The 24132-nt window shown below is 57.1% G+C and carries 25 protein-coding genes; 9 read left to right on the top strand and 16 right to left on the bottom strand.

Features of this window, described 5'->3' with window-relative positions; all coding sequences use genetic code 11:
* Positions 1 to 18: 18 nt before the first annotated feature.
* Together ACR0NE_RS03525 and ACR0NE_RS03520 are read right to left on the bottom strand one after the other, a co-directional pair.
* The gene (locus ACR0NE_RS03525; RefSeq protein ID WP_170598384.1) at positions 19 to 1014 is read right to left on the bottom strand and encodes a Hint domain-containing protein; all 996 of its coding nucleotides are present in this window, start codon (positions 1012 to 1014) and stop codon (positions 19 to 21) included.
* 316 nt (positions 1015 to 1330) lie between these two features.
* Positions 1331 to 1960, bottom strand: coding sequence for a TIGR02466 family protein (locus ACR0NE_RS03520; protein WP_170598387.1), 630 nt, complete (start codon positions 1958 to 1960; stop codon positions 1331 to 1333).
* A 250-nt stretch (positions 1961 to 2210) separates the two neighbouring features.
* Between ACR0NE_RS03520 and ACR0NE_RS03515 the strand changes: the two genes are divergently transcribed.
* Together ACR0NE_RS03515 and ACR0NE_RS03510 are read left to right on the top strand one after the other, a co-directional pair.
* Positions 2211 to 2792, top strand: coding sequence for a hypothetical protein (locus ACR0NE_RS03515; protein WP_170598389.1), 582 nt, complete (start codon positions 2211 to 2213; stop codon positions 2790 to 2792).
* Positions 2793 to 2828: 36 nt separating this feature from the next.
* Positions 2829 to 3329, top strand: a complete 501-nt coding sequence (locus ACR0NE_RS03510) for a helix-turn-helix transcriptional regulator (RefSeq protein WP_170394711.1) — start codon at positions 2829 to 2831, stop codon at positions 3327 to 3329.
* Positions 3330 to 3623: 294 nt separating this feature from the next.
* Here the strand turns inward: ACR0NE_RS03510 and pnp are convergent, their stop codons facing one another.
* From pnp to ACR0NE_RS03490, 4 genes are all read right to left on the bottom strand, one after another.
* Positions 3624 to 5774 (bottom strand): polyribonucleotide nucleotidyltransferase, encoded by a 2151-nt coding sequence (pnp, locus tag ACR0NE_RS03505; protein ID WP_170598392.1) that lies wholly within the window; start codon positions 5772 to 5774, stop codon positions 3624 to 3626.
* A 224-nt stretch (positions 5775 to 5998) separates the two neighbouring features.
* Positions 5999 to 6367: a DUF1761 family protein gene (locus ACR0NE_RS03500; RefSeq protein ID WP_170513987.1), complete on the bottom strand. Its 369-nt coding sequence runs from the start codon at positions 6365 to 6367 to the stop codon at positions 5999 to 6001.
* Positions 6364 to 6786: an SRPBCC family protein gene (locus ACR0NE_RS03495; RefSeq protein WP_170566946.1), complete on the bottom strand. Its 423-nt coding sequence runs from the start codon at positions 6784 to 6786 to the stop codon at positions 6364 to 6366. Before ACR0NE_RS03495 ends, ACR0NE_RS03500 begins: the two co-directional genes overlap by 4 nt.
* Complete coding sequence (locus ACR0NE_RS03490; RefSeq protein ID WP_170426150.1) at positions 6767 to 7120, bottom strand: ArsR/SmtB family transcription factor; 354 nt, start codon at positions 7118 to 7120, stop codon at positions 6767 to 6769. The genes ACR0NE_RS03495 and ACR0NE_RS03490 overlap by 20 nt, the downstream gene beginning before the upstream one ends.
* A gap of 268 nt (positions 7121 to 7388) precedes the next feature.
* On the opposite strand from ACR0NE_RS03490, the gene ACR0NE_RS03485 reads away from it, so the two are divergent.
* Positions 7389 to 8990 (top strand): BCCT family transporter, encoded by a 1602-nt coding sequence (locus tag ACR0NE_RS03485; protein ID WP_170513982.1) that lies wholly within the window; start codon positions 7389 to 7391, stop codon positions 8988 to 8990.
* A gap of 116 nt (positions 8991 to 9106) precedes the next feature.
* Here ACR0NE_RS03485 and ACR0NE_RS03480 read toward each other — a convergent pair whose 3' ends face one another.
* Positions 9107 to 9316, bottom strand: a complete 210-nt coding sequence (locus tag ACR0NE_RS03480) for a hypothetical protein (protein ID WP_170598395.1) — start codon at positions 9314 to 9316, stop codon at positions 9107 to 9109.
* A gap of 450 nt (positions 9317 to 9766) precedes the next feature.
* Between ACR0NE_RS03480 and ACR0NE_RS03475 the strand changes: the two genes are divergently transcribed.
* Positions 9767 to 11014: an MFS transporter gene (locus tag ACR0NE_RS03475; RefSeq protein WP_170598398.1), complete on the top strand. Its 1248-nt coding sequence runs from the start codon at positions 9767 to 9769 to the stop codon at positions 11012 to 11014.
* 387 nt (positions 11015 to 11401) lie between these two features.
* On the opposite strand, the gene rpsO is transcribed toward ACR0NE_RS03475, so the two are convergent.
* From rpsO to ACR0NE_RS03460, 3 genes are all read right to left on the bottom strand, one after another.
* The gene (rpsO, locus tag ACR0NE_RS03470; protein WP_050605082.1) at positions 11402 to 11671 is read right to left on the bottom strand and encodes a 30S ribosomal protein S15; all 270 of its coding nucleotides are present in this window, start codon (positions 11669 to 11671) and stop codon (positions 11402 to 11404) included.
* 143 nt (positions 11672 to 11814) lie between these two features.
* The gene (locus ACR0NE_RS03465) at positions 11815 to 12864 is read right to left on the bottom strand and encodes a calcium-binding protein (RefSeq protein ID WP_480459540.1); all 1050 of its coding nucleotides are present in this window, start codon (positions 12862 to 12864) and stop codon (positions 11815 to 11817) included.
* A gap of 81 nt (positions 12865 to 12945) precedes the next feature.
* Positions 12946 to 13449: a DUF1643 domain-containing protein gene (locus ACR0NE_RS03460; RefSeq protein ID WP_170513974.1), complete on the bottom strand. Its 504-nt coding sequence runs from the start codon at positions 13447 to 13449 to the stop codon at positions 12946 to 12948.
* A gap of 106 nt (positions 13450 to 13555) precedes the next feature.
* Here ACR0NE_RS03460 and ACR0NE_RS03455 point away from each other — a divergent pair, with 106 nt between their 5' ends.
* Complete coding sequence (locus tag ACR0NE_RS03455) at positions 13556 to 15004, top strand: pyridoxal-dependent decarboxylase (protein WP_170598404.1); 1449 nt, start codon at positions 13556 to 13558, stop codon at positions 15002 to 15004.
* Between the two features lie 7 nt (positions 15005 to 15011).
* Here the strand turns inward: ACR0NE_RS03455 and truB are convergent, their stop codons facing one another.
* The 3 genes from truB to rbfA are packed head-to-tail and all read right to left on the bottom strand — an operon-like array spanning position 15012 to position 17107.
* Positions 15012 to 15920, bottom strand: coding sequence for a tRNA pseudouridine(55) synthase TruB (truB, locus tag ACR0NE_RS03450; protein WP_170598407.1), 909 nt, complete (start codon positions 15918 to 15920; stop codon positions 15012 to 15014).
* 54 nt (positions 15921 to 15974) lie between these two features.
* Complete coding sequence (locus tag ACR0NE_RS03445) at positions 15975 to 16697, bottom strand: phosphodiester glycosidase family protein (protein WP_170598452.1); 723 nt, start codon at positions 16695 to 16697, stop codon at positions 15975 to 15977.
* 14 nt (positions 16698 to 16711) lie between these two features.
* A complete protein-coding gene (rbfA, locus tag ACR0NE_RS03440; protein WP_170513964.1) occupies positions 16712 to 17107 on the bottom strand; it encodes a 30S ribosome-binding factor RbfA in 396 nt (131 codons plus the stop codon).
* Positions 17108 to 17197: 90 nt separating this feature from the next.
* Between rbfA and dapB the strand changes: the two genes are divergently transcribed.
* Complete coding sequence (gene dapB, locus ACR0NE_RS03435) at positions 17198 to 18007, top strand: 4-hydroxy-tetrahydrodipicolinate reductase (RefSeq protein ID WP_170598410.1); 810 nt, start codon at positions 17198 to 17200, stop codon at positions 18005 to 18007.
* A gap of 72 nt (positions 18008 to 18079) precedes the next feature.
* On the opposite strand, the gene tmpB is transcribed toward dapB, so the two are convergent.
* Together tmpB and tmpA are read right to left on the bottom strand one after the other, a co-directional pair.
* On the bottom strand, positions 18080 to 18670 hold the full coding sequence (gene tmpB / locus ACR0NE_RS03430) for a (R)-1-hydroxy-2-trimethylaminoethylphosphonate oxygenase (protein ID WP_170426167.1): 591 nt from the start codon (positions 18668 to 18670) through the stop codon (positions 18080 to 18082).
* Positions 18667 to 19803 carry a 2-trimethylaminoethylphosphonate dioxygenase gene (gene tmpA / locus ACR0NE_RS03425; protein ID WP_170598413.1) on the bottom strand — a complete coding sequence of 379 codons (1137 nt, stop codon included), beginning with the start codon at positions 19801 to 19803 and terminating at the stop codon, positions 18667 to 18669. The genes tmpB and tmpA overlap by 4 nt, the downstream gene beginning before the upstream one ends.
* Positions 19804 to 19902: 99 nt before the next feature.
* On the opposite strand from tmpA, the gene ACR0NE_RS03420 reads away from it, so the two are divergent.
* Positions 19903 to 20763, top strand: a complete 861-nt coding sequence (locus tag ACR0NE_RS03420) for a LysR family transcriptional regulator (protein WP_170426171.1) — start codon at positions 19903 to 19905, stop codon at positions 20761 to 20763.
* On the opposite strand, the gene ACR0NE_RS03415 is transcribed toward ACR0NE_RS03420, so the two are convergent.
* Positions 20764 to 20946 carry a DUF1674 domain-containing protein gene (locus ACR0NE_RS03415; RefSeq protein WP_170394659.1) on the bottom strand — a complete coding sequence of 61 codons (183 nt, stop codon included), beginning with the start codon at positions 20944 to 20946 and terminating at the stop codon, positions 20764 to 20766.
* 90 nt (positions 20947 to 21036) lie between these two features.
* Between ACR0NE_RS03415 and ACR0NE_RS03410 the strand changes: the two genes are divergently transcribed.
* Both ACR0NE_RS03410 and ACR0NE_RS03405 read left to right on the top strand, forming a co-directional pair.
* The gene (locus ACR0NE_RS03410) at positions 21037 to 22296 is read left to right on the top strand and encodes an RsmB/NOP family class I SAM-dependent RNA methyltransferase (RefSeq protein ID WP_170426173.1); all 1260 of its coding nucleotides are present in this window, start codon (positions 21037 to 21039) and stop codon (positions 22294 to 22296) included.
* A gap of 88 nt (positions 22297 to 22384) precedes the next feature.
* Positions 22385 to 24124 carry a heparinase II/III domain-containing protein gene (locus ACR0NE_RS03405; RefSeq protein ID WP_170598416.1) on the top strand — a complete coding sequence of 580 codons (1740 nt, stop codon included), beginning with the start codon at positions 22385 to 22387 and terminating at the stop codon, positions 24122 to 24124.
* Positions 24125 to 24132 lie beyond the last annotated feature (8 nt).

The following is a 24132-nucleotide window of genomic DNA, read 5'->3' as shown; positions in this document are numbered from 1 at the left end:
GAAAGCCCCCGGCTTTTTCTAATGCGCAAACGCCGAGGTTGCGCCGCAAGGGGCAGATAGCTCCGGGCGCAGCATCTGCACTTCGTACGGTTTCAGAACCGGCAGCACCGTATCACCATAGCCGCCTGTGTCGGAATGAAGCTCAGGGAACAGCTCGAATAGTTCCTCCTTCACTGCACTGCTCATCGCGTCCAGCGTATATCCGCCGGGATAAAACGATTCCGACCACAATCCTTCGACATTCACCAGCTCATGCTGGTCGAATAGAATGTGAATGTACTCGACGCCCCCGCTTGGCGGTACTTGCGTGATAGACTTGCCGTTGAGCAGAGACTTGGCCGTCGCCAACATCATCGGGTGACTATGATGCAATTCCAATGCAGGTGAGGACACGACAACCCGATGCTGAGGTGACAGCAGCAGATCTCGCGATGGTGTCTGCGGCCCAAGACTGCCCGCACTGATCCGGATCGGGCAATGCTTAGGGGTCTGTCTCAGATCCGCCTCACTCATCCGTCGCCGACCCACCCAGCGCACGGCCCGACCGGTGCCATCTGCGGTGATCACATGATCGCCTGCTTTGACTTCTTCGATCAGACGCTGGCCCGATGGTGTCAGAATATGTGACCCCGAAGTAAAGCAGACAAAGCTGGGAAGGTTGTCATATTCGACCGCAGGTGCAGTACCCTGGGCCAGTGAGTTGCCTGTCAGTACATCGTTAACAGCAACGTTTCCCGAGGTCACAACGATGTATTGCGTACCTGAGAATTGCAGCAGTGTGTAGGTGACTGGTGCAACTCCGACCGTCGCGCTGTAGCCTTCAAATATCTGAAAGCTGCCGGAGTTGTTCAGCCCGGGGATTGGGAGGGTATCGAACTGTTGGCTGCCGTTGTTGTCCGGATTTTCGAGAAAATTATCATCATCAGTAATGGTGACCTGAAACCCCTGGGTCACCGTCACACTGGGGTTGCCAAACGGATCTCCGTCGATCTCAAAGATGGTGATAGAGGCCAAAGCGCGGCGACGTCCCAGATGATTTGGATTTCCTTAACTTTGAGCTAACTCAACTTAGAAGTGTTAACATATCGTTTACCGTGACGCGCAGGGCTCGAAAGCGGCACTGATCGAAAAAGGCAGATTGGCTATGGTTGGATCGACTGTGTGCACGCCTGCCGAGGCGGTGGTTGGGATCGGATACGTCAGTTGAACGCGGTCTCGCTGCCAAAGGATTGTATCTTCTGATGGAAACTGAAAGCCGCGCTGACTGCGCTGACCAGGCGAAACATTGCCATGATGTTCGATACCACAGAGGCTGCGTATCTCGAGGCGATCAACTGGGATCCGATTTTGGACGTCGAAAGGTTGCGTTGAAGGCAACCGTGACGCGGCTTTCTTTACTTTGGTTTGGGTGGACCCAATGAGTCAGATAGGATGGAAAAAGGATCATTTCGCCGGCTGCCGGGCGCAGCTTCTTTTTGTTCCGAAACGCACTCGCCTGAAGTATGCGCCAGTGAGGCAACTCGTTTCGAGGGTCGAGAAACTCAATCATTCCAGACGAACCTTCTTCGATCTCGGGTTGAGAAACATAGTACACTCCAGACCAATGCGCGCCGGGATGAGTATGCGGCGCATTGTACCCGCCGGAAGGATTGTCGTTTATCCACCCGAACAGTTTCAGGCGAAGTTTATCCAGTTCAACCTTGTCTGAGACCTTTCGTGTTATTTGAAACACCGCATCTTCGGCCGCGTCTCGCAAATTCTGAATAGCGGGCGTATCGCGATCAAAGAGGTTTCCGTTTGAGTGCCATCCGCCGCGATTGGATTTTGAGGTACCCTCGTCTTCCTCACGCATCTTTTCGGCCTCAAACAGAATCGCCGCATTAAGCGCTGCACTGTTAGGCACCACAAATCGCATCATTGGAGTAGAGAAGAGCTTTTCGAATTTCTTGGCTTCGGGCATATCCTCGGTGTCACCTTCAAAAACTACATGGCTGTAAATTCAGATCGGTCCGAGATCAAATTCAGGAATTTGCTCCTGAAAAATTTTTCGGCGCTTTCCAAATCCACGTTCCCGTACATTGCGCGCATTACCCAGTACCGTTGAGGATATAGTTCTTTGGTTCAAGTCTGGCCTAACCAACCTAAGTTATATTCCCATCGCAAAGCGCCGATGTTTTAGTTCAATTGGCAATTCCTTTGAGGATGGGAACATGAACAAGAAAACTATCGGTCTGACATCAACTTTCGTTCTGATGGCCACCACGGCGCTTTCGCAAACCACCAAGCAAGACATCATCGACGAACTCACAGAACAAGGTTTCCAACGAATCGAAATAACCAACACGCTGTTTGGGAACCTTCGCTTTGAAGCGACTGGACCTGGAATCGAGAGAGAAGTGGTGCTGGGGAAAGACGGAACCATCGTTCGGGATCGTTCAGAGCGAGACGATGAGTTCGACGATGAGGAAGATGACGACGAAGATTTTGATGACGAAGATGACGACGAAGGATTTGATGACGAAGGTGACGATGACGAAGGCGATGGGGAAAACGATAGCGAAGGCGACGATGGTGAGCGCGACAGCGAAGGCGACGATGGTGAGCGCGACAGCGAAGGCGACGATGGTGAGCGCGACAGCGAGGGCGACGATGGCGAGCGCGACAGCGAAGGCGATGACGGCGAACGCGATAGCGAAGGCGATGACGGCGAACGCGATAGCGAAGGCGACGATGGCGAGCGCGACGGTGAAGGTGACGATGGCGAAGGGGATGACGAAGGCGACGATGATTAATTCAGCTTCCAACTTGAGCCCAAGCGAGATTGGGGTTTGAACAAATGGTTTAAAAAAGAAGCCATGTTCAAAGCGGGGATCGCTGTATATGCGATCTCTGCTTTGACGTTCGTGATCGAATTGATTGGCGAAATAACAGGATACTACATTTTTTCCGCGAGTTGGGTGGTCCATGAAATCACGGCTCTCATCACCCTATTTGGGTTTATTCTTGGGGGGCTTTTGATTTGGCAAAGCCACAGGCTGTTTTTGCGACGTCACCAAGAAGTCAAACAGAACCTGCGAAAGGCTCAAGGCGAGTTTTTTCGAATGCTGGAACTACAGTTCGACCGTTGGGGCCTTAGTGCTGCGGAACGAGATGTTGCACTGCTCACCGTAAAGGGCCTGTCCCTCGCAGAAATAGCTAAACTGCGCGAGACCAGCGAGGGAACAATCAAGTCCCAGAACAATTCAATCTACAAAAAAGCTAAGGTCAAATCGAGGACGCAACTGTTAGGCGCGCTCATAGAAGAGCTTTTGATCGAAGAAAAGAAATAAACCAAGAAACGATCGGATATCGTCGTAAATTCATTCATTTATCGGCAATGAGTAGAAAAGAACGCCCAAGTAGATGCCTCGGGGCTGTAAAGCCAACGTTTTAAGTGGTTGCGAGGCTCTGTTTCAGGGCAATGCACTCAGCGATTAAAACTGTATCCTCATCTAAATTGAAGCCTACCCCAGCACCAGCTGATGATCGGCACATTCCACAGTATCGCTTCGGCACTCGACATTCGCCCAAAGAAAAAGGCCCCGGCAGATTACCGGGGCCTTCGTTCTTGCAAAAGAGGCAGATTACTCTGCGCTTTCCTCTTTCTTTTCTTTCTTCTCGGGAACGATCTCTTCGCCGGTTTCCTGATCGACAACTTTCATCGACAGGCGCACCTTGCCGCGATCGTCAAAGCCCAGAAGCTTGACCTTTACTTCCTGACCTTCTTTCAGAACATCCGACGGATGGTTCAGGCGGCGGTTTTCGATCTGGGACACGTGTACCAGTCCGTCGCGCTTGCCAAAGAAGTTCACGAAGGCACCGAAGTCGACGATCTTGACCACTTTACCGGTGTAGATCTGGCCCTCTTCCGGCTCAGCAACGATCGAGTGGATCATCTCATAGGCCTTCTTGATCGATTCACCGTCGGGCGACGCGATCTTGATGACGCCGTCGTCATTGATGTCGACCTTGGCACCCGAAACCTCGACGATCTCGCGGATGACCTTACCGCCCGAACCGATCACTTCACGGATCTTGTCGGTGGGGATGTTCATGGTCTCGATGCGCGGGGCGTGGACCGAGAATTCGTTGGTCTCGGACAGGGCTTTGCCCATCTCACCCAGAATGTGCATCCGGCCGTCCTTGGCTTGCGCCAGGGCTTTCTCCATGATCTCAGGCGTGATGCCCGCAACCTTGATGTCCATCTGCAGCGAGGTGATGCCGTTTTCGGTGCCAGCCACTTTGAAGTCCATGTCGCCAAGGTGGTCTTCGTCACCCAGAATGTCCGACAGGATGGCATAGTTGCCGTCATCTTCCAGGATCAGACCCATGGCCACACCGGCAACCGGTGCTTTCAGCGGAACGCCCGCATCCATCATCGAAAGCGAACCACCGCAAACCGACGCCATCGAGGACGAGCCGTTGGATTCGGTGATCTCCGACACGATGCGGATCGTGTAGGGGAAGTCGGTCGCTGCAGGCAGAACCGCCTGCAGGGCACGCCATGCCAGCTTGCCGTGGCCGATCTCACGACGGCCCGGACCACCCACGCGGCCAACTTCACCCACCGAGTAGGGAGGGAAGTTGTAGTGCAGCAGGAAGTTCGATTTGAAGTTGCCGTGTAGCGCGTCGATGAACTGTTCGTCGTCACCGGTGCCCAGCGTGGTCACGGCCAATGCCTGAGTCTCACCACGGGTGAAAAGGGCAGAACCGTGTGTACGCGGCAGCATCGAGGTTTCTGCGACGATCGAACGGATATCGGTGGTCGAACGACCGTCGATACGCCTGCCGCCTTTGACGACGTCACCGCGCAGTATGCCTGCTTCCAGCTTCTTCATTGCGGAACCGAGGTTGCCGTCTTCCAGCTGCTCTTCGGTCAGCGCTTCCTTGATCGCTTCACGGGCCGCGGCAACAGCGGCGGTGCGCTCTTGCTTGTCGGTGATCGCGAACGCGGCGCGCATCTTCTCTTCACCGGCAGCCGAAACAGCGGCGGACAGCTCCGAGTAATCGGGGGCGACGAATTCGAACGGCTCTTTCGCGGCTTCTTCGGCCAGCGAGATGATCAGGTCGATCACGGGCTGAATTTGCTCATGCGCGAAGTTTACCGCGCCCAGCATTTCCGCCTCGGACAGTTCGTAAGCTTCCGATTCCACCATCATCACGGCGTCTTTGGTACCGGCAACAACCAGGTCCAGACGCTGTTCAGGGTTCAGGCGCAGGTCCTGCATGTCGTCGACGGTCGGGTTCAGAACGTATTCGCCATCCTCGAAACCAACGCGGGCACCGGCGATCGGACCCATGAACGGCGCGCCGGAAATGGTCAGAGCAGCGGATGCCGCGATCATCGCAACGATGTCGGGGTCGTTGACCAGATCGTGGGACAGCACGGTGCACATCACCAGAACTTCGTTTTTGAAGCCGTCAACAAACAGCGGGCGGATCGGACGGTCGATCAGACGCGCGGTCAGCGTCTCTTTCTCGGTCGGGCGTGCTTCGCGCTTGAAGAAGCCACCCGGAACCTTACCGGCGGCATAGTATTTTTCTTGATAGTGTACGGTCAGCGGGAAAAAATCCTGACCGGGCTTTTGAGCACGGGCAAAGGTCACGTTTGCCATCACGCTGGTTTCGCCCAGCGTGGCAATCACGCTGCCGTCGGCCTGACGGGCAACCTTGCCGGTTTCCAGTGTCAGCGTCTCTTCGCCCCACTGAATCGATTTCTTTGTTACATCAAACATATGCGTATCCTAGAACGGAGCACTCCCGCCCCTGCGGGTCTCCGGTTTGCATGGCGGCCCCATTGCCGCCGACCCCACTTTATCTTCCATTCGAGTGCCGGGGTCAGGGCACAACGTCTCAGATGACAGGCCCATACATCAGTTTGCAAGCTTTGGAAAGTCGGGAGTTTTTGGGGGGCAGGGGATTGCCTAACCCCCGCCCAAGCTGGGCAGGGGCCGATGTATCAAAGGATAGCGTGCGCCAATATCATCACCACGCCGCAGCCCAGCGCATATCCGGTGTCGACTGCGATGGCGAAGCCGCTTTTCTGCGCCCATGCCCCGACCGATGCGGCCTGAGCAGCCACTGCGAGGATCGCCAGCACCGCAACGCCAAGGCTGTTGTTGGTCTCGGTCACCGCGATCACAGCGGCTAGCAGGATCAGGAAAACGATCTGGGCCGCCATCTGCGGCAGGGGTGGAGATTCGGGCGGGGTGGGGTCGATCCGTGTTCCCTCGGCCCAGCGTTTCTGAAAGCCGACGGGTCCGTAGACCAGCCAGCCCAGCAGAAAGGCGGCGATCACACCCACGCCAAGGGCGAGCCAGTTGATCACAGCGCACCCTCCAGCGTCTCAAGGATTCGGGTCCAGCCACCTTCGTGATTGTTGCGGCTTTCTTGCGAAGGGAAACGGATGTGATGCAGGCGCAATTCCGTGCCCTTATCGGTTGGAGTGAAATCCAGCGTCACGGTGGAATCGTCCTGACTGTAAGGAGAGTTCCAAGTAAATTGCAGCCGATTGGGCCGGTCGATCACTTTGTATTCGCCCTCATGCGGCAGGTCCCCGGCCTCGGGCGCGCGCATGATGATCTTGAACCGGCCCCCTACCTTGGCGTCAGAATAAGCTTCGGGCACTGACATGTTGGGACCGGGCAGCATGAACTTGGCCAGCATTTCCGGGTCTAGCCAAGCATCAAACACCTTTTCCGGCGGGTGCGGAATGGCGCGGGTTATTTCAAGGGACAGTTCCGTCATCTTCTGGGTCCTCCAAAGCAGTTTCCAAGGCGTCCAGCCGAAGCGCCCAGATCGAACGCAGCCCGGCGAACCAGTCATCCACGGCTGACAAGGGGGCCATCTGCACCTCGATCAGATGCTCGCGCCATTCCGTCCGACGCCGCACCAGCCCGGCATTCTCGAGCACCTTGATGTGCTTGGACACCGAGTTGAGGCTCATATCGAATTGCCGTGCAATATCCGTCACCCGCAAGGGGCCCTGCTGCGCGAGCATCGTTAGGATGACGCGGCGGGTTGGGTCGGACGCGGCCTTCAATATAGCGCTTAGGTCATAGCGATTCTCTCGTTCAACCATTTGGATGAATTACATGCCTTTTCTGCTTCAGTCAACCATTTGGTTGAATAACAGGATATTTGCAGCTCTGAAAGCTAATTCGGTCGCTCCCACCGCCTAACTATTCGCGAAATCGAATATATTTGGTGAAAATTTAGTATCCGTATAGGCTGAAACCACCATACCTGCGGTCGAAACGACGGAAACGCGCCAAGGGAATACGAATATCACCTCCGTCCGCCGGTCGAATACCTTGGCGTTTGCACGTAGCGAACAGAAGGGCAGACGCATGGCACAAACCAAGAAAATGCTGGATCCGGATCCCCGGATTTATGACTTTGAGACCGAATATGAGCTTGGACAGGACAATGTCCGGCCTTTCGGTCTGGACATCCATAACCCGGTCTTTTTGATCTCTAGTATCCTGATCTTTGCGTTCGTCCTGATCGCGCTGGCGAATCAGGAATCCGCAGCCACGTTCTTTGGCTGGCTCCGGCCATGGCTGACCAGCACGTTTGACTGGTTTCTGGTGCTGTCGGTTGACGCAATCACCCTGTTCTGTCTGGTGTTGATCATCTTGCCGGTGGGCAAGGTGCGGATCGGCGGCAAGGACGCCAAACCCGACTATTCCTACGCCGGATGGATCGCGATGATGTTCGCGGCCGGGATCGGCATCGGGCTGTTGTTCTTCGGCGTGATGGAGCCGGTCTATTACAACTTTGCAGAAGACGGCAACGCCCGCCCACTGGGCATCGATATCGCTGTGCCGGGTAACGAATATATCGGCATTGTCGGCACGATCCATCATTGGGGTCTCGAAGGCTGGGCGGTATATGCGGCCGTTGGTCTGGCGCTTGCAATCTTCAGCTATAATCTCGGGCTACCATTGACCCTGCGTTCGGCTTTTTATCCGATCCTGGGCGAGCGCGTCTGGGGCTGGTGGGGCCACATCATCGATACTCTGGCAGTATTCGCGACCCTCTTCGGCCTGACCACATCATTGGGTTTGGGCGCACAACAGGTGGCCGCCGGGCTGTATGAGGTTTTTGGCATCGAACCCAGCCCCACCGTCACCGTCCTGCTGATCATAGGCATTACGATGATCGCACTGGGCTCGGTCCTGATGGGCATGGATGCAGGTGTCAAACGGTTGAGTGAGATCAACATGATCATGGCCGTAGGACTGTTCATCTTCGTCATCGTAGTTACCGGTGTCGGAACTGCCATTGCACGGTACTTCAACGTGATGGTGGATTACGTGACCCATCTACCGGCCCTGTCCAATCCGTTTGGTCGGGAAGACACCAGCTACTTCCACGGCTGGACAACCTTCTACTGGGCCTGGTGGATTGCGTGGTCACCTTTCGTGGGCATGTTCATCGCCCGCATTTCCAAAGGTCGTACGGTGCGTGAGTTCGTGATCTGCGCTTTGTTGGCACCCACTGCGGTATGTGCCTTGTGGATGTCGACCTTTGGCGGCGCAGCCATCGACATGCTGAACGCAGGCGGCGCAGAAGGCGTCCGCGCCACGGTGATCGACAGCTACGCCCCAGAAGGCGCGCTGTTTGGGTTCCTGAAGGAACTTCCGCTCTACGGCATCATCGCACCCATCGCGCTGATCCTGATCGTGGTGTTCTTTGTGACATCGTCGGATTCGGGCTCGCTGGTGATCGATACGATCACGGCAGGCGGCAAGATGGACGCACCAGTTGTGCAACGCGTGTTCTGGTGCACGCTTGAAGGCCTTGTTGCAATCGCACTGCTGCTGGGCGGAGGTCTCTCTGCCTTGCAAGGGGCAGCGGTGTCGACTGGAATTCCGTTTACCTTGGTGGTTCTGATCATGTGCTACTGCCTGTGGCTGGCGCTTAAATCAGAAAAGGCCAAGATGTAACTGGGATTATCCTGAGAAAAACGAAACGCCCGCCAATTCGGCGGGCGTTTTTGGTCCGGAGCGGCCCCTGTAGGGCGTGCCCATGCAGAAGTCGTCGGGAGCGTACCAAACGGCGGTCAGTGCAGCGAATCCTTGCGATTGCCTTGGGTTGGATATTCCATCTTTTCATCTTCTAGGATCCCGCGAAGAACCGCCGCTGTCTCAACCTTCGAAATTGCCTTCTTATGGTCGTAGGGATTATTCAAAATCGACCGCGCATTTGTGGCGTTGGACGTCTCAGACATCTTGGTTGCAAACACCCGGCTCAGAATTGTCTTCAATGGCATCATTCAACTCCCGCAACATATGGTCATCAAATCCTTGCCGCTGCGGGTCAGGTCCAAGCCACTTGAGGGAAGGGCTCAAAGACCAACTTCCGTGAGTGTGAACCCGCAGCGACACCGTCCATGTAAGAAAAATGGGGTGCCGAGAAAGGGGGAAGAAATCTGCTGTTTGCATCATTTTTTTGACCGCTTGGAAAAAAATCACGGCACTGCTTACGCTTACGTCAACCTTCTAACCTAGGGCCCGGCTTTCGCGACGCGGCGTCACAATTCGAAACCCAAGGTCAGCCACCCGGATACCGCCCGTCGCCGCGCCAAATTGGACAGAAAACAAAAGAGCCCATACCCTGACTCCGGGCAACTCTTGGCGCAGCGCGTGTTTCTTGTGATGTGACCTGCCCCCTCGATGTTTTTGAAGTTGGATTTTTCCGGGACCGTAACGAGGATGCTGTTATGAACCTTTCACGATTGTCTCTGTTGCTGGTCGTATTCATTGACGTGATGGGTTTTGGATTGATCGTGCCGATTTTCAACACGATCCTGCTGGATCCACACCAGGCTTTCCTCGCACATGGAACAGCGACGAATATCCGCCAGCTCGACTATACGATTCTGATTGTCGTCTTCTTTCTGTTCTACTTTTTCGGGGCGGCCTTCATCGCCAAGTTGTCGGACTATATCGGGCGTAAAACAGGCATCATGATCTGCCTTACCGGTGCCCTGATCGGCTACGTTCTGACTGTGGCCGCGATCATGACGTCCAGCTATTGGCTGTTACTTTTGGGGCGCGCCATTTCCGGGTTTACGACGGCCAACCAACCCATTGCGCAGGCCGCATTGATCGACATCAGCCATGACGATCAGGAGAAATCAAAAAACCTCGGGATGATTGTTGCGGCATCCGCGCTGGGCCTGCTCGGGGGGCCACTGATTTCAGGATTGCTCAGCGACCAAAACCTGATGGGATCATTTGCGTCACTGGAACTGCCTTTCTACGTCGCCATTGCCCTGATCCTGATCAACATGGCACTGATTCTGTTCTTCTTCTCCGAACCCGGTTTCAAAAGACAAAAAATTGACTTCGGGCTTTTAGATGTTGTTTTGAACCTGTGGAAAGTCTTCTCGAACCCGGTCGTTTTGCGGCTTTCGGTCGTCATGTTGTTCTCGCTGATGTGCCTGAATGCGTTTTTCTTCTTCATCGACACGTATCTGCTGACCCGGTTCAAGTTCAGTACGCTTCAAAACAGCATGGCCCTCGCCGTGTTCGGAGGCTCCATGGCCTTTGGCAGTGCCTACCTCACCGCGCCGCTGCACGAGCGGTACAAAAAGTTTCCGATTCTGTATGTCTCCATTGCAGCGATGGCACTTGGGATATTGGCCTTCATGCTGAACCCCATGGCCGATCTGACCTATGTCCTGATTGTTCCGATAACCATCGCGTTCGCGATCATGTACCCGACCATGCTTTCGTTGTTTTCCGCGAGCGTCGGCCCAACCGAGCAAGGTTGGGTCATGGGTGTGACAGTCGCCATCTACGCGTTGGGCTCCGGGACCATTACGGCCCTCAGCGGGTCCCTCATGGCTATCAATTTGCGGATGCCTTTCGTGCTCGCGGTCATCTGCGGTGTACTGGCATTGATTGCGATGGCGAAACTGTTTCGCCATCCCGGCGTTCAGGCGCTTGATACCAAAGGCAAGTAGGTTTCATCAGTGTGTCCCGAACGAAAATGGGCGCGCCCGCTACAGGCACGCCCAGTAAAAAAGGGAGGACTATGAAAAACCTGACGCTCGAAACAAAAGAAGCGCCTACTCACTAACATCCTCAGAATGGCGCAATCTTTGACCGCGTTCAGTGAAGTGGTTCACAGGAAGTTAAAAAAAGTTTGCGCTTCTTTGCGTAGCGGTAAGGTTTGGGCCGCAGGTATGTGTGTGCCGTCTCTCATGAACATGACGGGAAATTCGCGCGCCGCACAGTTCACTAGATTAGACAGTGACCAAAACAAATACGCCCACCAAATGGCGGGCGTACAAGATGTACAATTTGTACGAACAGGGCCTCAGCGCCTGTACAACATGAACAAAACGCGTTTAGCGGCGGATGCCCAGCTTTTTGATCAGGTCCTGATAGCGTGCTTCTTCTTTGCCCTTCAGATAGTCCAGCAGCTTACGGCGCTGAGCAACCATCTTCAGCAGACCACGACGCCCGTGGTTGTCTTTCTTGTGGGTTTTGAAGTGCTCGGTCAGGGTGTTGATGCGCGAGGTCAGGATAGCAACCTGGACTTCAGGCGAACCAGTGTCGCCGTCCTTGGTTGCGAATTCTTTCATGACGCGTGCTTTATCAGCGGCAGTAATCGACATCGGGGTCTCCTTTAAAGGTTAGAGTTGATGGCGCAGGCCGGGATGTCGTCCAGCACAGGCCCATGGAGAAAACCGCACCGATTCCGATGCGGATGGGCGCGTATAGGCGCATTCACCGCAAATGGCAAAGGGATTCTGCAGGCTCAACTAGTGAAGGCGTACTGCTCCAACTGGGCTTCGGTCACAAACTGAATATCTTCAACAGTCAGACCCTCTGCGCCAAAAAGCTGAGCGACGTCTTCGCCATTGACCCGAACATGGGTCAAGCTGTTGTTTTGACTGTCCTGTTCGATCGTCAATTCCGGTTCTTCCGGGTTGTCCCAGGTGATCAGAAGCTTGTCGTGACCGATCTGGAAATCCATGATTGTCGTGGCTTCCTGCTCGGGGTCGGACTGCACAACGATCTCGTCCTCACCCTCTCCACCTGTGACCACATCGCCGTCTTCGGCAAGAATGACATCGTCCCCAGAGCCCCCGTTCAGGAAGTCGCGCGCAGGCTCGTCCAGGCCATCTTCTCCGGACAAGATGTCATCACCATCTCCGCCAAACAGGGCGTCTTCACCGGCACCCCCAACAAGGTAGTCGTCGCCATCTCCGCCTTGTAGCGCGTCGTCGCCGTCATCGCCGCTTAACGTGTCATCGCCCTGACCACCAAAAAGCCGGTCATTCCCATCACCGCCGCTCAGATCATCTGTTCCGAAATGACCATACAGGTCGTCATTTCCTGACATTCCGTCCAACGCGTCGTCACCATATTCACCATGGAGCACATCATTCCCGAGGTTGCCAAACAGGACGTCCCCGCCACCACCACCATACAACACGTCGTTGCCAGCGCCGCCGTCGATCCAGTCGTCCCCGCCATATCCGTTGATCTGATCGTTGCCTTCCTGCCCGGTCAGAACATCCGCATCCTCATCGCCCGCAATGACCAGATCAACTTCATACTCGGACACAATCTCACCAGTGTCAGAGCGGGTTTCCTCGGCAGAGCTGGGCTCGTCGATATTCTCGTCCGCGTCAAGCAAATTGCCTTCCGACAGGTCGTCGTCGACCGTTTCCTCGATGCGATCGTCTTCATCCTCGTTGTCGCCTTTGTCTTCTGGCACAAGTACGTCGCTGATTGCGTAGGCCGCACCACCCATGGCGGCCATTCCGAATAATCCGATCAGAAACACATCTACCCTCCGCAAGCACAATGGCTCCGAGTGTAAAACATCTCATGCAAACAATGGCTTGGTCAAAGCGAAGCTGAGAGCGTGGTTAATCCTTTATCACCAGGGTTCGGGCTGCTGAGTGTACGCAATGTAGAGAGGATGCTTCGGATGCCCGTCCTTGGTCAGCCCAAGGTGGAACAAGGGCTGGCCCGTGCCGCGCAGCAAGTCCTCAACTGCGGGGCCGCGTTCCAGATGTGCGCCATGGGTGCCCCAGGCGGCGATGACCTGATCCGCCCATTCCACGCCGTCTAGGATGGCTGCGTCATTCTCAGGCCCCACCGGATCTGCAGATGCTCGCATCTTGCGCGGATCAGTGTCGCGCCAGGCAAAGATATTGGTGACCTGAAAAGCTCCGAAACCCAGTGTGCGTGCGCGACGCTCGCAACGTTCCACCGTGGGGTCGTTCTGCACCTCGGTCGCCGTCGACGGATTCAGCATCACAAACAACGCCTTGCGGCCCGCCGGGTTCCAGATACGGGTCAGGCTATAGCGGTATTTTTCGCAATCGGAGTAGATAGCAGTCGAGGGCGCGTCGCCCTTGGTGTGAGAACGGGTGATCATGCAGTCGGGTTTGGCTGGAATTAGGCCCGTTTACAAGGGGCGATGTCCTGTTTCTTAACTTGTGCTATACCTGCCTTCATTTGAACGGCTTATTCTGGGGGAAGACATGACATTCGAGACATTGGATCCGGCGGATTGGGAGCAGACCCGCAAGTTAGCACATGAGATGCTGGATATGGCGTTGGATCATACGCGTGATGTGCGTGATAGGTCGATTTGGAAAGATATGCCGACTGCCATACGCAACGGGTTCGAAACGCCCGCACCTCAGCAGGGTATGCCGTTGGGTGATTTGATGGATGATGTCCAGTCTCAGGTCATGCAGTATCCAATGGGCAATATTCATCCCCGGTTCTGGGGCTGGTATATGGGCGCGAGCAATTTCACAGGCGCGATGGCGGATTTTCTGGCGGCGGTTCAGGGATCGAACCTAGGGGGTGGGAATCATGCGGCAGCCCTGATCGACCGACAAGTCGTCGACTGGCTACGCGAGATGATCGGTCTGCCGGAGGGGGCCAGTGGGACATTGGTCAGCGGCGGCAGCGTGGCAAACTTGATCGGGCTGACGGTGGCCCGCAACGTCAAATCCGGGATCGACATGCGCGAAGAGGGCATCGCCGCCATGGATAAGCCGATGCGGTATTACGGATCGGATCAGATGCACAGTTGTCACCAAAAGTCGCTCGAAACACTGGGTCTGGGCAACAAGGCGCTGCGGCGCATTCCTACGCAAGACGATTTGACGATGGATCTTGAAGCGCTTGCCGGCATGGTCGCGCAGGATCGCGCAGACGGCCTTAACCCCGCTTGTGTGATTGCCACCGCCGGAACCGTGAACACAGGCGCCATCGACGACTTGTCGGCGATTGCCGATTTCTGCCGCAAGGAAGGCCTGTGGTTTCATGTTGACGGCTGTATCGGTGCGTTAATTGCAATCGCCCATGATAACAGTTGGCGCGTGTCCGGCATCGAACGCGCGGATTCCGTCGCGCTCGACCCACACAAATGGTTACATGCGCCTTTCGAAGTGGGTTGCGCGTTGGTGCGAAGCCATGATGCCCACCACGCGACATTTACTCTGACCCCGGAATACCTGGAACCGCAATCCCGAGGCGTCGCCGGGGCGGCGTTTTTGCACGATTACGGCATTCAGACTTCGCGTGGGTTTCGAGCGCTCAAGGTCTGGATGTCCTTGAAGGAGCACGGCGTTCAGAAATTCGGCAGGCTCATTGATCAGGATATCGAAAAGGCGCGTTATCTGACTTCGCTGATCGAGGCAGAGGATGACCTCACCTTGATGTTCCCCACCAATATAAACATCGTTTGTTTCCGCTATGACCCGGGCGGTCTCAGCCCCGAAACTCTGCGTGCGATTAACAGCGAAATCATGTTGTGCCTGCAAGAGGAAGGCACAGCGGTTTTATCGGATACAACGGTTCAGGGGGCGCATTGCCTACGGGTGGCGGTCAACAATCACCGCACGCAAAAGCAGGATCTGGATCTACTGGTGTCCGAGATACTTCGACTGGGTCACAAATTGCGTATCGCCGCCTGAACAGTCATCAGTTGGCGGCAAAGACGCGGCTTGGGTGCAATTCGCCCGACTTGTAAATTCCTACGGCCACGGCCTTGCCATCCAGCGAGGCCCAGGCCTCGTCGCCGTATTCCACGTCAGAGGCCAGCACCATGCCCGGATTGCCATTCCGCAGACGGGTGGCTCCTTCAGAGGTGCATTTCAGCTCGGGTAGGTCCGACAAGCCGGTTTCCAGCGGATGCAGATAATCATCCAGAGCGGTGGTTTTGGCCATCTCGTCGATCTGTTCGATGGTCAGGCCATCCTCGGCCTCAAACGGGCCGGACCAGATGCGGCGCAGTTTTTTCACGTGGCCGTGGCAGCCGAGCGCCTCACCCAGATCACGCGCAATGGAACGGACATAGCCACCTTTGCCACAGGTCATCTCCAGCACGACGTGGTCTTCGTCGGGGCGGTCGATCAGCACCAGTTCCTCTACCCAAAGAGGGCGGGCGGTCAGCTCTACATCCTCGCCATCTCGGGCCAGCTTATAGGCGCGTTGACCGTCGATTTTCACGGCCGAGAACTTGGGCGGCACCTGTTTGATATCGCCCAGAAACGGGCCAAGCGCTTGTTTGATATCCTCATCCGAGGGGCGCGCAGTGCTCTCAGCGATGACTTCACCCTCAGCATCATCGGTGTTGGTGGCCTGCCCCAGCCGCACGGTGAAGGTGTAGGCCTTCAGCGCATCGGTGATGTAGGGGACGGTCTTGGTTGCCTCACCCAGCGCAACGGCCAAAACGCCGGTTGCCTCTGGGTCCAGCGTGCCCGCATGGCCCGCTTTCTTGGCGTCCATCGCCCAACGCACCTTGTTGACCACCGCGGTCGAAGTCATGCCAGCGGGCTTATCCACCACCAGCCAACCGGAAATGTCGCGGCCCTTGCGTTTGCGTCCCATTCTACACCTTGAGTCTTGCTGAGGCGCGCGAGTTAGCGGATCGTTTCGATGCTGTCAATTTGCCGGAACGTCCTCGACGACACCCACGATGGGTCCCAGCGAAAACCCGATATCCGACCGATTGCTGGCGCGATCATACATGCGGGAAATGTTGCCATCTAGAAACAGCGCATTCGGTGTTTTCAATACATCGCGGAATAGGCTGCCGAATTCGTGGAAAGTGACGTAATCGTCCGAGATCGCAAACACCGCACGCGTGCCATCGGCGCTGGTGCCCACCCCGTTTCGGGTGTAGCGCGAGGTTGAATCCGGCAGAAAGCGAGGGTGTAACTCTCCGTTGATCACTAGCATGGGGCCCGATTGTGTCGCAAAGCGGCACTGCGGCGCCTGATCGACGAAATCCAAAGTCTCGAACACATCGGCACGGTTTTCACGGATGCAGAACACACCGTTGGGCAGCAGTCCGAAATTGCCGGGTCCGGCATTCGGTATCACGCGCATCTGCTCTTGCCCCTCTTCGACATAGTGGCCGACGGGCGAGCGGTCGTCATGGTACATGCCCGCATTCATCGCAAAGACGAGCCTTTTCCCCTGAGGCTCCAACGCCTCATTCACCGAAGAGAAATGACCCAGCAGATCGCCATTTTCATCGTTCAGAAACAGGCGCAAATCTTCCGAGGTATCTACCTCGCAAACCGTATATCGCTTATCCTCATGAGTCAGCTTCTCGCAAGTGACTGCAGAGACTTGCGCGGCCCAGAGGACAGCACACAGCATGACAAGGGTACGGATCACTCGTCCAGATCGCGGCGTACCGCGTCCTGATTAAACATACGGCGGGTGTCGTCCAGTCGATCAAATGTGTCGTCCAAACGGAACCGCAGGTCGGGTGAGAATTTCAGGCCCACCTTCTTGCCCACTGCGCGCCGAAGCTCACCCTTGTTTCGAGCGAGCAGTTCGATCACGTCCTCCTGCCCCTTGCCGCCCAAGGGCAGCACATAGGCGGTGGCGATCTTCAGATCGGGCGAGGTGCGCACCTCACCCACGGTGATCGACATGCGGTTCAGGTCGGGGTCGTGGACATCTCCGCGCGCCAGAATCTCGGACAGGGTGCGGCGGATCAGTTCGCCGACGCGCAGCTGTCGTTGGGAAGGGCCGGGGCCATCGTGGAATTTGTTCTTTGCCATGCCCCCCGATCTAAGCCCAAAGCGGGGCTTTGCCAAGCGGGCGCGAACCGGGTAGGAGGCTTTGAGCCGACTTTAGAAAGGACCAGCGCAATGACCCATATTCCGGGGATCGTCATCACAGGGGCTTCGGGCCGTATGGGGCAGATGCTGATCAAGACCGTGTCTGAGAGCGATCAGGCGCGTCTGGTTGGTGTGGTCGAGCGTAAGGGTCATGACTGGATCGGTCAGGATGTGGGTCAGGCAATGGGCGGGCAGGCGCTCGGTGTTACCGTCACTGACGATCCGCTGGAGGCATTTGCGCAGGCGCAGGCTGTTATCGACTTTACGGCGCCCGAGGCGACGCTCGAGTTTGCCGCGCTGGCAGCACAAGCGCGGTGCGTTCACGTGATTGGCACCACCGGAATGACGGATGAACAGATCGCAGCTTTGGAACCTGCCGCGCGCCATGCCGTGATTGTGCGGGCCGGGAATATGAGCCTCGGGGTAAATTTGTTGGTTCAGCTGACTAAGAAGGTCGCCGCCGCGCTGGATGAGGATTTTGATATCGAGATCATCGAGGGGCATCACCATCACAAGGTCGATGCGCCTTCAGGCACGGCTTTGATGCTGGGCGAAGCTGCCGCAGAAGGGCGCGGTGTCAAGTTGGCGGATGTGGCCGATCGGGGCCGCGACGGTATTACCGGTGCGCGAAAACGCGGCGATATCGGCTTCCACGCGATTCGTGGCGGAGACATTGTCGGCGAACACGATGTCCTGTTCGCGGCACTCGGTGAGCGTATCGTGTTGCGCCATCTGGCTACTGACCGTGCGATCTTTGCCCGTGGGGCGCTCAAAGCCGCGTTGTGGGGTCAAGGCAAGGCGCCGGGCCAGTATGACATGGTGGATGTTCTGGGGCTGTAGGCTTCAGGATCAAGAGCCAAGAAAATTCGACGAATTTTCTTGGCTCTATCGATCGGGCGGATGAAAGCTGTCTCAGCTTGCCTGAATGTGCCGGTCGACCATCCGTTGTACCATCGGTGCGAAATGGGCGAAATCCGGGGTCTCCATATCAGCGCGTTTTCCCGCTTCGTCCAGATAACGGACCTGAATGATCTCTTTCAGGTTCGGATTTGCCTCGAACTCGGCTATCTCCTTGGCACTCATCGGACCACCCTGCAGTTCCAGCGTATGGACCGAGGCTGCGGACAGGCGATTGAAATACTCCGGCTTGGTGGCGCAGAGATACCGCTTGGCTGCAACGTGATACCGGCAGCAATCGGTGATGACCGACGGAAAGAACTGCTCCAACACCTCTGCACCTGCATCTTCATGATATCGGTCCTCGGTATCGTCCGGATGGTAAGTGCCGAATTCCGACGTAAAATGGCCAATGTCGTGCAACAGCGCACCGACGATGATTTCTTCAGACTGTCCGTTCTGTTCCGCAATCGTGGCACCCTGCAGCATGTGCTGGGCCATGGTGACGGGTTCCCCCAGATATTCCTCACCCCCCCGACGATCGAAGATGTCACCGATAAAGGCCACGATATTGTCCCGGTTTAAGGTCGAGAAATCGGGTTTCATTCCGCCGCCTCCGGTTGTGTCATCTGCATGGCGGCCAGTGTCGAAAGCAGCCCATCCTTGTCAGCATAGCATCCCTGCAACCAGCGAGACCCGGCCCCGGAATAGCCCAGCCGTGCATGCATTACGCGAGTGTTGTCGACGATGAAACTTTCGCCCGGTTCCAGCTTGAAAGACACGCCCATAGCGGGATCGTCAATGATCTCGCCCAGCTGGCGATAGGCTGCATAGTAGGCTTCCATCTTGTCAAAGGGTACATCCACGAACGGCGCAGACGAGCGGTTGTTGAAGCGAATGCCGATCAACTCGCCATCGGGGGAAAGCTCGATCATCGGGCGACGTGACCGCAAACAGACCCCGTCCGAACCTTTATACTCGAACCGTGCCGGATAGCCTGCAAGCAAGGCGAAGCCCTCGGGGTTCAGATCGCGCAGACGCTCAGCCGCGCGGAAACCATCGACAACGATGGAATCGCCGCCTTCGGCCGAATTCTCAAGGCAGTAGAGGATTTGCAGTGTCGGTACCGGGTCGCGATAAGGGTTGTCGGTATGGGCCTGCAACCCCAACCCGGTATAGGCGAGGTTGGTCGGGTTCACCTCGGTCCGAACCTCGAAATAGGGGCCATAATTTGTCTGGCGCACGTAGCCGAACAGATCGGCCACTTTCAGCAGCGATTCCGGCTCGGTCGGGCCACCTGTCAGCTTGGCAAAGCCGTACTCCGCGACGGCAGCCAGCCAGCTGCGCTTGGCCTCCGGGTCGGTGTGCACCATTTCCCAGTCACCGCTGGGGGCGCTGATACCACGCTCCCATGTGGTGACGCCGGATGCGGTGCGGCCAACGTCTTGCGCCTGTTCGCGGTCATAAACGTGATCGGCCAGCCAATCGGCAGGGAACATCACGGATTTGTTTTCGGGCTGAAAGGTAACACTCAGATCGCCATTTCGGATCTCGGCAGCGCTGACCGAGATATTGGAGGGGATATCGCCGATTGTGATCAGGCGCTGCCCGTTGCCGGGGGCGCGGGTCTCGGGGTCCAGCGCATTGTCGCGCAGCCAAATGGCGTGGAAGCGGGCCTCGGTACCATCGGAAAACGCGATAGTGACCACAGATGGGTCGAAAGTGGCTGAGCGCAGCATGGGGTCTCTCCTGTTCGGCGCGGGCTTTGCTTGAGGAGATATGCGCTTCGTGACATTACTACAATTAAACCTTATTGCCTCTGAGACTTGGAAAATCTTATGGATAAGAAGAAGATTGGACTACCTCCATTGGACTGGCTGCGTGTGTTCGAAGCCGCCGGGCGGCTGGGTGGTTTTTCTGCTGCTGCGCGCGAATTTGGTTTGACGCAGGCGGCGGTCAGTCAACGGATAGGCAATCTTGAGGCTTGGCTGGGCCGGTCATTGTTTGTGCGCGAAGCCCGCGGTGTTTCGCTGACCATCGAAGGCGAAAGCTATCTGCCATTGGTGCAGGACAGCCTGCAAGCACTGGAACGCAATACTGAGGATCTCTTCGGCAAAACTCCGCGCGAGCTTCGGGTCGCGGGACTTTCGTCGCACATCCACGCGCTGGTTCTGCCAGCCTTGCCCACGTTCCTTGAGGCGCAGCCCAATGTGCGTGTGATGACAGATTCCATGGCGCGCCGGGCCTCATTGGAGGAAGAGCGTACCTGGCTGCAGATCCGCTATGGCAGAGGCGTTTGGCCTGGACGAAAGGCAAAGCTTATTGCGCCTGAAGTTCTGGCACCGATGGCCGCATCTGGCATCAAGTGGGGTGCGCCGCTGATTGATTTGCGCGGAGAACGCCCCGGTTGGAAGGACTGGGCGCAGGTAGCGGGGGTTGATGAATTACCGGCTGGCCGGATCAGTTTTGACTCGGTAGGTCACGCGATCACGGCGGCGCGTCAGGGCATGGGGATCGCGTTGGGTTCACTACCGTTGGCTTCGGGCAGCTTAAAGACTGGTCAATTACACAGATTGGATATGCCCGAGCTTAGGACAAAGGATGGCTATTGGCTGACATGGCCCGAGGATCGGGCAAGGTCGAAACGGCAAAGGGCGTTGATAGACGACTTTCTGCAAGCGCTGCGGGGCGGGGCCTGATCAGAAGTCGATGGCGATGCCCTTTTTCTCCCAATCGCCATAGCGGGCCGGATCAGGACCGTCGCGCCCACCCAGTTCCTTGGGCTGCGCCTTGGCTTCCGCTTCGGCCTTTTTGCGACGTTCCTCAGCCTCGGCCAATGCGCGCTGAGCGGCGGGGGGCAGGTCTTTGCGCTCGTCACTCATGACATCGGGTTCCTTTCTGTTCAGGGCCTTGATATACGCCCTCGTCCGCCCAAGGCAATGCGGCAAAGGTCACGAGAGGCACTCAGCATCATGTCAAACTCTGCAACCGCCGCGCGGCGCAGTGCAATCTATCTGCTGGATCAGATATTGGGCGAGGGGCGGCTGTTACCTGAATGTCTGGCGGCGGGCGCATTGGATCGTCTGGTACCCGAGGATCGCGCGCGCGCGCAGCGGTTGACGATTGAAACCCTGCGAGGGCTTGAGCGTGCCGACCGGCTGTTGGCCGATCACCTGCGGCAGACACCAGCGCTAACGGTGCATAACGCACTGCGGCTTGGAACGGTCGAGCTGTGTCAGGGCGAGGCCGCGCATGGCGTGGTCAATTCGATGGTCGAGATCGTGGGACGCTCGCGCAAGCATGGGCGGCTCAAGGGGTTGGTGAATGCAGTCTTGCGCAAGATTGCCGCCGATGGACCGGATGCTTGGCCCAAGATGCGCGTGCCCCGTCTGCCCGACTGGCTGCGCGATCCTCTGATCATGGCGTGGGGCGATGACGCAGTAAAGGGTATGGAACAGGCCCATTTCAATGGTGCACCGCTGGACGTGACGCTGAAACCGGGCGCTGAGGCGCCGGGCGGAGAAGCCCTGCCCACCGGCTCAGTCCGTTTGCAGGATGCGGGGCAGGTGTCGGCTTTGCCGGGCTACAAGCGTGGAAACTGGTGGGTTCAGGATGCGGCAGCGGCGCTGCCTGTGCGCGTGCTGGCCCCGAAAGCCGGGGAAAAGGTATTGGACCTTTGCGCCGCGCCCGGTGGCAAGACGTTGCAATTGGCTGTGGTAGCGGCAGAGGTCACGGCGCTGGATATCTCCGAAACACGGTTGGAGCGGGTGCGCGAGAACCTGAAACGGACAGGTTTGAAGGCCAAGGTGATCGCTGGTGATGCGCTGGACCATCAGGGCCAGTATGATGCCATCCTGCTCGACGCGCCGTGTTCGGCCACGGGCACGATTCGCCGCCATCCTGATTTACCCTTCGCCAAGGATGGCTCGGAATTCGGGGGATTGATCGAACTACAGGCCCGGATGCTGGCCCATGCCTGGACCCTGCTCAAACCCGGAGGCCGATTGGTATATTGCACCTGTTCCTTGTTGCCGGACGAAGGAGAGGTGCAGATCGAAGAGGCGCTGGATCAATACCCGGATATGCAGATTGACCGTGCGGCGCTTGAGATTGCGGGCGTTGAACCAGACTGGATTACAGAAGAAGGTGGCTTGCGTTTGCGCCCGGATTTCTGGGCGGACAAGGGTGGCATGGACGGGTTCTATATCGCCTGTCTGAACAAATCCGCTTGAGGCGACGCTTTTCGATGACTTGACGCGCGGACCGGTCTATCGTGTGTTCAAGCGCCCGCAGAGCGCAAGGGGCAGAGTCGCAAGCGTCATGTCAGAATCGGACACAATGGCCAATCGCTGGATGCGGTTTCAGAACCGCCTTTACGCGCGCCTGAGCCAAAGGCGGAAGGCGGTTTCGGGATTCGTCAGCCAGCCTGAGCCGCGCACCGTCGGTTCGTTTGCACGCGGGCGACAACTGGTGGCCGGGAATCTCCTTTTCGCTGGATATCTGGTCGAGGCGGATGACACCGATCTCTGGGATGTTGCTGCGCCCAGTCCGGATTTTGATGATGAACGCCACGGTTTCATCTGGCTGGATGATCTGGCAGCCGTCGGCGATATGCGCGCCCGTGAAAAGGCGCAGCGATGGGTCTGGGGCTGGATCACCGCACATGGGCGCGGGAAGGGGCCCGGCTGGGCGCCGGACCTGACCGGGCGCCGGGTGATGCGCTGGATCAACCACGCGCAATTTCTGCTACGCGGCGTTGATGAGGCGCAAAGCAGAGCTTTCTTCCGCTCCTTGGCACAACAAACATGGTTTCTTTCCAAACGCTGGACAGCAGCAACACCAGGATTGCCGAGATTCGAAGCGCTCGCAGGGCTGGTTCAGGCTGGTTTGGCCCTGGAGGGGTTGGAGCAACTGGCTGATCCCGCATTGCGCGCACTGGCCCGGGAATGCGACCGCCAGATCGATGCCGAGGGCGGCATTCTCACCCGCAACCCTGAGGAATTGCTGGAGGTCTTCACTCTGCTGGCCTGGACCTCTGCTGCACTTGGTGAAGTTGGCCGAGGCACGCCTGCCTCTCAGACCGGGGCGATCAAGCGCATTGCACCTACTCTGCGAAATCTGCGTCATGCAGATGGATCTCTGGCCAGATTTCACGGGGGCGGGCGTGGGCTTGAAGGGCGGCTGGATCAGGCACTGGCGCAAAGCGGTGTCAAGCCGCAGCAGCATTCGGACCTGTCAATGGGTTATGCACGATTGGCCGCCTCGAGAACCACGGTTCTGGTGGATGCCAGTGCGCCTCCCAAAGGTGCTGCGTCGTTCAACGCCCATGCATCCTCGCTTGCATTTGAGCTGACCTCAGGCCGCCGTCCTCTGATCGTGAACTGTGGATCAGGTGGCAGTTTTGGGCAGGAATGGCGCAGGGCAGGGCGCGCGACCCCGTCGCATTCGACCCTATGCGTCGAAGGGTATTCCAGCGCCCGGCTTGCAGAAGGCGCAAATGGGTCGTCGCAGGAAGCATTGGTGGATGGCCCGCAGGATGTGCCCGTGGATTTCGAGGATGCATTCGAAGGCACCCGCTTTATGGTGGGACATGACGGCTACGCCAAAGTGTTTGGCCTGACCCATGCCCGCACGCTTGAATTGCGCTTTGACGGGCGTGAGCTGGTGGGCGAGGATATTCTGCTGACCGCAACCGACAAAGCCAAACGGCAGTTCGATCGCGCGATGGACGGGGCAGGTCTGCAGGGGATAGCCTTTGACATCCGGTTTCACCTGCATCCTGACGTTGATGCGGCACTTGATCTGGGTGGCGCTGCGGTGTCGATGGCGCTCAAAAGCGGTGAGATATGGGTTTGCCGCCATGATGGCGTTGGAAAGTTGTCAGTTGAACCAAGCGTTTACCTTGAAAAAGGCCGTTTGAAGCCACGCGCGACAAAACAGATCGTTCTATCTGGGCGCGCAATGGAGTATGCGACGCGCATCCGGTGGACGCTCAGCAAGGCTCAGGATACAGCCTATGCCGTGCGGGATACGCACCGGGACGAGCCCGTTTTCGACTGACGCCAAAA

It is taken from the genome of Ruegeria sp. C9, assembly GCF_056537585.1.
Note: the sequence above shows the minus strand (reverse complement) of the source record. Positions and strands in the feature narration are given on the sequence as shown.